The 8,529-nt window shown below is 73.6% G+C and carries 8 protein-coding genes; 5 read left to right on the top strand and 3 right to left on the bottom strand.

Going from position 1 to position 8,529, the window contains the following annotated elements:
- A partial coding sequence (locus ACWCQK_RS38990; RefSeq protein WP_451163517.1) for a zinc ribbon domain-containing protein occupies positions 1-225 on the top strand: 225 nt, incomplete at its 5' end.
- 11 nt (positions 226-236) lie between these two features.
- On the opposite strand, the gene ACWCQK_RS38985 is transcribed toward ACWCQK_RS38990, so the two are convergent.
- Positions 237-650, bottom strand: coding sequence for a hypothetical protein (locus ACWCQK_RS38985; RefSeq protein ID WP_451163515.1), 414 nt, complete (start codon positions 648-650; stop codon positions 237-239).
- A 367-nt stretch (positions 651-1,017) separates the two neighbouring features.
- Between ACWCQK_RS38985 and ACWCQK_RS38980 the strand changes: the two genes are divergently transcribed.
- Positions 1,018-1,767, top strand: coding sequence for a hypothetical protein (locus ACWCQK_RS38980; protein WP_451163513.1), 750 nt, complete (start codon positions 1,018-1,020; stop codon positions 1,765-1,767).
- Between the two features lie 78 nt (positions 1,768-1,845).
- On the opposite strand, the gene ACWCQK_RS38975 is transcribed toward ACWCQK_RS38980, so the two are convergent.
- A complete protein-coding gene (locus ACWCQK_RS38975) occupies positions 1,846-2,373 on the bottom strand; it encodes a GNAT family N-acetyltransferase (protein ID WP_451163511.1) in 528 nt (175 codons plus the stop codon).
- A 175-nt stretch (positions 2,374-2,548) separates the two neighbouring features.
- Between ACWCQK_RS38975 and ACWCQK_RS38970 the strand changes: the two genes are divergently transcribed.
- Complete coding sequence (locus tag ACWCQK_RS38970; RefSeq protein ID WP_385783441.1) at positions 2,549-3,202, top strand: O-methyltransferase; 654 nt, start codon at positions 2,549-2,551, stop codon at positions 3,200-3,202.
- Between the two features lie 70 nt (positions 3,203-3,272).
- On the opposite strand, the gene ACWCQK_RS38965 is transcribed toward ACWCQK_RS38970, so the two are convergent.
- Complete coding sequence (locus tag ACWCQK_RS38965; protein WP_451163509.1) at positions 3,273-5,036, bottom strand: FAD-dependent monooxygenase; 1,764 nt, start codon at positions 5,034-5,036, stop codon at positions 3,273-3,275.
- A gap of 812 nt (positions 5,037-5,848) precedes the next feature.
- Between ACWCQK_RS38965 and ACWCQK_RS38960 the strand changes: the two genes are divergently transcribed.
- Together ACWCQK_RS38960 and ACWCQK_RS38955 are read left to right on the top strand one after the other, a co-directional pair.
- Positions 5,849-7,405: an FAD-binding oxidoreductase gene (locus ACWCQK_RS38960; RefSeq protein ID WP_451163507.1), complete on the top strand. Its 1,557-nt coding sequence runs from the start codon at positions 5,849-5,851 to the stop codon at positions 7,403-7,405.
- The gene (locus ACWCQK_RS38955; RefSeq protein ID WP_451163505.1) at positions 7,389-8,525 is read left to right on the top strand and encodes an aspartate/ornithine carbamoyltransferase family protein; all 1,137 of its coding nucleotides are present in this window, start codon (positions 7,389-7,391) and stop codon (positions 8,523-8,525) included. The genes ACWCQK_RS38960 and ACWCQK_RS38955 overlap by 17 nt, the downstream gene beginning before the upstream one ends.
- Positions 8,526-8,529: the final 4 nt, after the last annotated feature.

Here is an 8,529-nt window from a genome sequence, read left to right as displayed (position 1 = left end):
ATCCTCACCAGCAAGGCTGAAAGCGCCGGCAGGGAAGTGATCGCCGTGGACCCCCGCAACACCTCCCGGACCTGCCCCGCATGCGGGCACACCGCCAAGGAGAACCGGCCCACACAGGAGAAGTTCCACTGCGTCTCGTGCGGCCACCAGGCACACGCGGACACGGTGGGCGCCCTGAACGTCCTACGGGCCGGGCTGGCCCGTCGCGAAGCCACACCGGCATAGCGAGAAGCCCCCTACGAGGGGGAGGAGTCACCGGGAGAGCTGTCTGCCGGCCGTCCGGCCACCACGTAGTCGTGATACTCGTCCTGGACCAGTCCAGTGTTGACCCATCTTCCGCGTACCGCACCGGTGATGTCTCCGGCGGCTGCGAGGGCGGCAGGCGGGTCATCGAGAGTCGCGACAAGACGGCCGAACTCCTCTTCCGCGTCGTCGCTGCGAAGAGGAGGGAACTCGACCAGATCAACGAAGGTCTCGTGACCGACGTCTTCCAGGGTGTGCAGGTAGATCGCGTAGCCGATCTTGGCCGGTCTGATCTCGATGTAGCGGATGCCGGGACGCTCGGGTGAGCCCGCAGGGCCGAGGAACTGCTCGATCGGTCGACCCCGTCTCAGGGCCCCGAGGGCGAAGGACTCCGTCAGATAGCGCACGTGAGAAGCGTAAAGGGCCTGCAGGGACCGTCGGCGTCGGATTCCTATCAGCTCGCCCTGCACGACACCCACGCCCCCGCGGCCGGCACCTGACGGCCCCCAGACATCAACCCCCCCGGCCGCGCACCCCCTTTGCCCCCGCCGCCAAGCCTGGCGGGGGCAGACAAGACCGCCGCTTTCGAGGGTGGCGGAAGGCGCCGGGCGAGAGCAGCCGGCCGGCACGGCCCGTACACCGCAGCGCAGGCCCAACACAGTTCGGCGGAACGCCCGTAGGGCCGTGTGATGTGATGCCCGCGTGCCGCTTCGGGCGGCCGTGCGGGCACCGTGCTCCGCACGCCGGAGACCACACATCGGGACGGGGGACGCCATGCCGAGCGGAGGGGAGCTGTTCGCAGCGGACTTCGCCACCGGGCCGTTGCCGGCCCGCGCCCTGGTCCGGGAAGCGGACCGGGCCCGGCACCTCCTGGCCGCCGGACAGTGGCGGCCCGCCCGGGCGGACGCCGACGCGGCCGCCCACATCCTGGCCCGCCTCACCGCCCCGCTGCCCGCCCGCGGCGCCGGCAGCGCACGTACACGGGCCACGGACCGCGACCGGCGTTTGCAGCGGACCTGGCGCACCACCGTCCACCACCTCGACGCCGGCGCCGTCAGTGCGCCCGCCGCCGCCCTGGTGGCCGCCGTCGCCCGCGCCCTTTTGCCCTGGCACACCGTCCCCAGCCCGCCGCCCGCCGCGGCGGCCGCCCGCTACCCCCTGCCCCAGGACACCGCCGGCGGCCCGGCGCCGGCCCCGACCGAGGCGGGCGAGGCCCTGCTGCCCGGCCTGGCCCGCCTGTTCACCATGCTGGCCGCCCCCACCGCGTCCGGATCAGCTGCTCTCACACCGCCGGCGGTGCCGTGGGAGGTCCGGCACACGGGCCGGTTCCGGCATTACGGCAGACCCGCCCCCGGCGTGTGGACGGCCGACACCTTCCGCTGCCCGGGCTGCGGACACGCCGGCGGCCCGTGGACCGTGAGCGGCGACTGGCGCCTGATCACGCTGGGCTGCGCCTGCGGACCGGCCACCGGTGAGCACGGCCTGGCCTTCTCCGAGATCTGGCTCTGCCTGCCCGACTCCTGAGCCCCCGCCCGCCGGCCGGCCCGGGCAGACCAACACGCTCCCCCCGTCGGCCGTGTGCTTCGGCCGGGGGAGCGGGGGTCAGAGAGTGATCCAGTAGCGGCGTTTGAGTCCCAGGGCGGTGGCGCGTACGTCCTCCAGGACGCCGCCGTTGGCCTCGATGGTGCGCGCGGAGGGCGTGTTGTTGTCGTCGCACGTCAACAGGACGCGTTCCAGGCCGAGATCGCGCGCCACGGGCAGGACACGGCCCAGCGCCCAGGTGGCGTGCCCGCGCCGGCGGGCCGAAGGGCGCACGCTGTAACCGATGTTGCCGCCGCCCTCCAGCAGCAGGGCGTTGAGGTGGTGGCGTACGTCGATCGCGCCGAGGTAGGTGTCGTCCTGGACGATCCACAGGTGCGTGGCGTGCACTCTGTCCTGCGGCAGTGCCAGCGACCGGTCGGCCTGCGCCCGCAGCCGCTCCACCCACGTCTCGAAACCCGCGGCGCTGTCCAGGTCCGGCCCGGCCAGCCGCAGCCCGCTGCCGTCCTGGTGCGCACCGGGCCCCCATTCCTGGCAGGCCTGCATCCAGGAGGCGCGGAACCGGACGGCGGGCTCGACGAGTTCGGGCATGCTGCGGAGATTAACACCCGCGTTCCTTTCCCCGGCAGGCCGCCGGGGAGCGGGCCCTTGATAAGGCCCGGCGGAAAATGCAGTGTGGTGTGACGCCCGATCGCGGGCCGGACGGGGCCGAGTTCACCCCGCAAAAGGATTTCCCCCGCCTTCTTTCCGAGAGAGGCCCACACCCATGAGGCAGAGCACCCTTTTGATGCCCGCCGACCTGCACGCCTACATGACCGCGCACAGTGTCGCGCCCGACGCCGTCCAGGAACGCCTGGCCGAGCGGACGCGGCAGTTCGCCGACGTCGCCCACTGGCAGACCGCCCCGGAGCAGAGTCCGTTTCTGACGCTGCTGGTCCAGACGCTGGGCGTGACCAGCGCGGTCGAGGTCGGCACGTTCACCGGCATGTCGGCGCTCGCCATCGCCCGCGGCCTTCAGCCCGGCGGCAGGCTGCTGTGCTGCGATGTCGACGACACCTGGACCCCCCTCGCCCGGGAGGCCTGGCAGGCCGCCGGTGTCGAGGACCGGATCGAACTGCGGATCGCGCCCGCCCTCGAGACCCTGCGTTCCCTGCCGAATACCGCAAGCGTCGATTTCTCGTTCGTGGATGCGGAGAAGACCGGATACTGGGACTACTTCAGCGAACTCGTCGCCCGTACCCGGCCGGGCGGTCTGCTGGTATTCGACAATGTCTTCCGCAAGGGGCGGGTCCTGCACCCTCGTGGTGAAGTCGACGCCGCCGTCGTCGAATTCAACGAACGGCTCGCCAAGGACGACCGGGTCGACGCCGTCATGCTGCCGATCGCCGACGGCATGACCGTCGCCCGCCGCAAACCCTGAGCCGCCCCCCCGGCGGGCGGCCGGGACCAGTCGGCGGGGGACGGGGGAGAAGGGGCGGCGGGTGCGGGGGTCAGCGGTGCAGCAGCGCCGTCAGCGCCCCGCGCAGCGCGGCGGCCGCCCGGCCGGCATCGTCCACCGGCTGCCCGTGCCGCCAGGCCACCACACCGTCCGGGCGCACCAGCAGACAGCCGCGCTCGTCCAGGCCGGCGCTGACGCGCTGCCAGGAGCCGTAGGCGTCCCGGGCGCCGTCCTCGTCGATCCGTACCGCTTTCAGCGCGATGCCGAACTCCGCCGCGCACCGGCGCGCGGCCCGCACCCAGGCCTCACCGGCCAGCCCCGTCACCAGCGTGAACTGCCCCTTGCCCACCAGGTCCAGGGTGGACAGGCGGTGCCCGCGGGCATCCACCAGCCAGGCATGGGGCAGTTTGGCGCCGGGCCGGGCGGACGGCTGCGCGTACAGGTCAGGGTCACGCGCCCACCGCTCGGGCGGCCGGCCGTCGGCCAGCACGGCCGAGGAGACGTAACGCTGGTTCATCTCCACCCCGTGCGCGCTGAACTCGTAGTGCTTGAGCTGCATCGCCTCGGCCAGCTCCCGCCGGCGCCGGGCCCCCTCGGCGGTCGGCAGCCGGCCCCGGCGCACCCCGGCCGCAGCGTCCTCGGACGCCAGCCCGTCGCCCAGGCCCAGCGCCTTGAAGAGCGGCACGAACTCGCCGGTGCTGCGGTTGGCGCGGGTGACGACCTGCTCGCCCACGGGGACGCGTTCGGCGTCGTAGCTCTCCAGCAGCCCCGCACCCGCCTGCCCGCGCAGCACCAGCGCCAGCTTCCACGCCAGGTTGTAGGAGTCCTGCACCGACGTGTTCGAGCCCAGCCCGTTGGACGGCGGATGCCGGTGCACGGCGTCACCGGCGCACAGGACCCGCCCGCGCGCATACGACGTCGCGTGCAGGTCGTTGACGCTCCACAGCGAGACCGACTCGATGCGCACGTCGATGTCCTCGTCACCCAGCAGGCTTCTGACGATGCGCAGCGCCTCGGCGCCGTCGGGCACCGGGCCGCTGTCGGGGTCGTAGCCCCACACCGCCATCCACTTCGTCCACGGCCGGACCATGCGCAGCGCGCCCATCCCGATCCCGCCGATCCCCTCACCGGGACGCACCACCCAGTACAGGACACCGGGACGGTGCTCGACGTGGCGGGTCAGATCGGCCTCGAAGACGATGTTCATGCTGCCGCCCTTGCCCTCCTCGCCGGCGAAGGGCAGCCCGATCTGCTCGGCGACCCGGCTGCGGCCGCCGTCCGCGCCGATCAGATAGCGGGCGCGCAGGGTGAACTCGTCCCCGCGCAGCCGGTCGCGCAGCAGCGCCGTCACTCCGCCGGCGTCCTGCTCCAGGGAGACGAACTCGGTGTCGAAGCGGACCTTCGCACCGCGCCGGGCGGCGTTGCCCAGCAGCACCGGCTCCAGATACGGCTGCGGCAGGTCGAGCATCGGGCAGGGACTGGCCGCCGCGTACTCCGACAGCCGCTCCTCCTCCGTGCCCCAGGTACGGATCCGGGCGATCTCCTCGCCCGCCAGGCTGGTGCAGAACACGCTCTCGCCCATCAGGTGCTGCGCGGTGCCCGCCGCCAGCGCCTCGCCCTCGACGCCGAGGTCGCGCAGCACCTCCATGGTCCGCTGGTTGGTGATGTGCGCGCGGGGACTGTCGGCGACCCAGCCGTACTTGCCGATGACGGTGACGGGCACGCCGTAGGTGGCCAGGGCCAGCGCGGCGGTCCCGCCGGCCGGACCGCCGCCCACGACCAGGACGTCCGTGTCGAACTCGCCCTCACTTCGCATGCGCTGCTCCCGTCGAGACGAAAAATGTGCGCCGCACACCGCGAAATAGCGTCGGCGTATTCCCGCACCCGCATTCCCGCGGTGAAAGAAACCGGAAATATATGCGCCCCGCGAATCATGTGAATCCCGCGAAACGCCCCGGGCGCCCCGCGCACGGTGGCCGGCCGTGAAGCGTTTCGGCCCCCGCGCGGACCGCGCCGCGGGACGGGGTGCGAAGCGTGCGCGGCCTCTTCATTTCATCCTGCACACACCCGCGTCGCGTCATCCTGCACACACCCGCGTCGCACCCGGACCGGCGGCGGGGAGCGGCGGAGCACCGCCCGCGCGCCCCGGGTCTTCCCCGCCCGGGCGCACGGCCCCGGCGCACACCCGCCGGGCGGTGTGCGCCGGTTGTATCACGGCGCCGGGCGGCACGGCAGACGCCCACCGGGCCGCCCGTCCCGGCCGGAGCCGGCCCGGGCGGGCGTGTCCCGTCGACAGGACAGCCCCCGCCGCCCACCCCGCCCGCGTGCCTGTGCCGACGCGGGCACGCAACGAGGGAAAGAGCCGCCCGGCCCCGCTCGCCGGAAAGCCGCCCCGAATCCATCTCGCGGTTCCGCAATTCCCGGCAGGCCGGTATGTTCAACAGCGGTCGGAACCCGGAAATGAAACACAGAAGGACGTTCCCATGCCACCTTCCCTGCCTCGCGAAAACGCGGCCGGCTCCCTGGGCGCTTTTACTGTGGAGCGATCGGTACGTGAATGGCTGCGCACGGAATGCGGCGCTCCGCACACCACCGCATGCGGTGGTCCGCTGCCGTCGGCGCCGGCCCATGGACACTGAGACCATCAGCCCCGCCCCCGCCCCCGCCCCCGCTCCCACCGTCCCGGATCCGGTTCCGGCTGCGGTGTCCGGGCCGGACGAGGCGGTCCTGGCGCGGTGCCTGCGGGCGGCCGGCCCCGGCCGGTGCCGCGTCATCACCCCGCGGCACGGGGACGGCATGGCCGGCAGCGGAGCGTTCCGGGACAGAGGCCCCTATATCGCGGTGTCGCCGGGGTCCGTCGACGAGGTCCGCGCCCTGCTGCGCGCGCTGGCCGCCGACGCCCCCCGCCACGGCGCGGTCCGGGTGCAGCCCTGCAGCACGGGGCTCAACTGGGGCTTCGGCGCGGACCGGCCGGCCGACGACGGCGCCGTACTGCTGCACCTGGGCGGCCTCGACACGGTCCGCGACCTCGACCTGGACCACGGCATCGCGGTCGTCGAACCCGGCGTCAGCCAGGGCGCGCTGGCCCGGCGGCTGGAGAACAGCCCCTACCTGCTCAACGTCACCGCCTCCTCCTCGCGCACCAGCGTCGTCGGCAACGCCCTGGACCGCGGCGTGGGCCTGCACCGCCAGCGCACCGAGGACATCCTGGGACTCGAAGTGGTCCTGGCCGACGGCACGATCGCGCACGTCGGGCGCTGGCCCCGGCCGCACCTGGCCCCCGCCCCCTACCCGCACCCGGTCGGCCCCGGACTGGCCGACCTGTTCGTCCAGTCGGGCCTGGGCGTGGTCACCGCGGCGGCCGTGCGGCTGCTGCCGCGCCCGCAGACCCACCGCGTGGTGCGCCTGGCGTTCGCCGCCGGCGATCTGCCCGCCGCGGTGGAAGCGCTGGCCGCCGTCCAGGCGGACCGGCTGTGCGACGGCGTCATCAAGGTCTTCAGCGCCCAGGCCGCCACCGCCTACGGCGGCACCGCACAGGCCGGCTACCTCGCCTACGTCCACGTCGGCGGAGCCGCCCGGCTGGTCGACTGCGCCGTCGAGGTGCTGACCGAACGGGCCGCGGCGGCCGGGGTGTTCGGCCGGCCCCGCGTCTTCGGACCGCACGAGCACGGCACGACCATCGCCGAACACGCCACCCTGCGCGCCTACGCGGGCGACCCGTCGGCCAACGACGCGATGGTCCACGACATCTTCCGCGTTCCCGCCGACCGCACCGAACTGCAGGGCAGCGCGGGCTGGCTGTTCTTCACCCCGGTCCTGCCCCTGGACGGCGCGTCGGCCGGCCGGGCGGCCGGCCTGCTGGCCGACGCCGTCGCCCGCCACGGCGACGGGATGACCGCCGGCCACACCCTCAACCTGATGCCCGGCGGCTGGGTCGACCTGGTCGTCTCCCTGCGCTTCGAGCGCGACCGGGCCACCTCACGGCGCGCCCAGGCCCTGCTGGACACCCTGCACGACGCGTTCGCCGGCGCCGGGTTCACGCCCTACCGCCTCGACATCGACCACGCCGGCACCGCCGCCGCGCTGCGCGGCGAGCCCGGGGCGGAAGACCTCCTCGCCCGGCTCGAAAGCCTCCTTGACCCCCACCACCAGATATCCCGGGGACGCTATGCAGCCCACCGATGACCTCTCCCGCGCCGTCACCGCCACCCTCCCCGGCCGCCCCGACGGCGACGGCGGCGGCCCGCGCGCACACCGCACCACCACTGCCACCGACACCTCCCGCGCTGAACGCGACGGCGGTGACGGGAGTGGTGGCGGGAACGCCGGTTTCCCCGGTCATCTCGTCGCCGCCGCCGACCTCGACGGCCCGCAGGTCGAGGAGTTGCTGCGGCGGGCCGCCCGGCTGCGCGAGATGCCCGCCCGCCAGGCGCGCACCCTGCTGGACGGCGCGATCGTGGCCACCTTGTTCTTCCAGCCCAGCACCCGCACCCGGCTCGGCTTCGAGGCGGCCGCGCTGCGCCTGGGCGCCCGCGTGACGGGCTTCGCCGACCCCAGCACCTCCCGCTCGGTCGACTACATCGGCGAGAGCCTGGAGGACACCGCCCGGGTCGTCTCCGAACTCAGCGACGCCCTCGTGCTGCGCCACTACGTCACCGGCGCCGCCCGCCGCGCCGCGCAGGCGTCCCTGTGCCCCGTCATCAACGGCGGTGACGGCTCCAACGAACACCCCACCCAGGCACTGAGCGACATCTGGACCATGACCCGCCGCCTGGGCGGCCTGGCCGGCACGGTCGTCGCCCTGGTCGGCGACCCCGGCACCCGGGTGCTGCGCTCGCTGGTGCACCTGCTGGCCCGGATGGACCTCAAACGGCTGCTGTTCCTCGTCCCGCCCGCCGCGCCCCTGGACATGACGGGCCTCGACGCGGTCACCCACACCACCCTGCCCGCCGACCTCGCCGTCCTCCTGCACGACTCGGGCACCCCCTACGAGTTCCGCAGCGACGTCAGCGAACTCCTTGCCGAGGCCGACGTCGTGGAGATGATGCCCGTCGACGTGCCCTCGCTGGAGTCGCACCCCGCCGCCCTGAGCTCCCACGTGTATGTGACCCCGGAGCGCTACCGGATCACCGCCGCCAAGATCCGCGCGGTCGGCTCCAAAGCCCTTGTCCTGCACCCGGGACCACGCAAGGACGAACTGCACCCGGACGTCGACGACACCCCGGGCGGCCTGTACTTCGAACAGGTCAAGGACTCCCTGTACCTGCGGATGGCGGTGCTCACGCAGTGGGTGGCGCCCCGGTGAAGAC

This window comes from Streptomyces sp. NPDC002306 (assembly GCF_053593435.1).
This window is presented reverse-complemented; position numbering and strand designations above follow the sequence as displayed.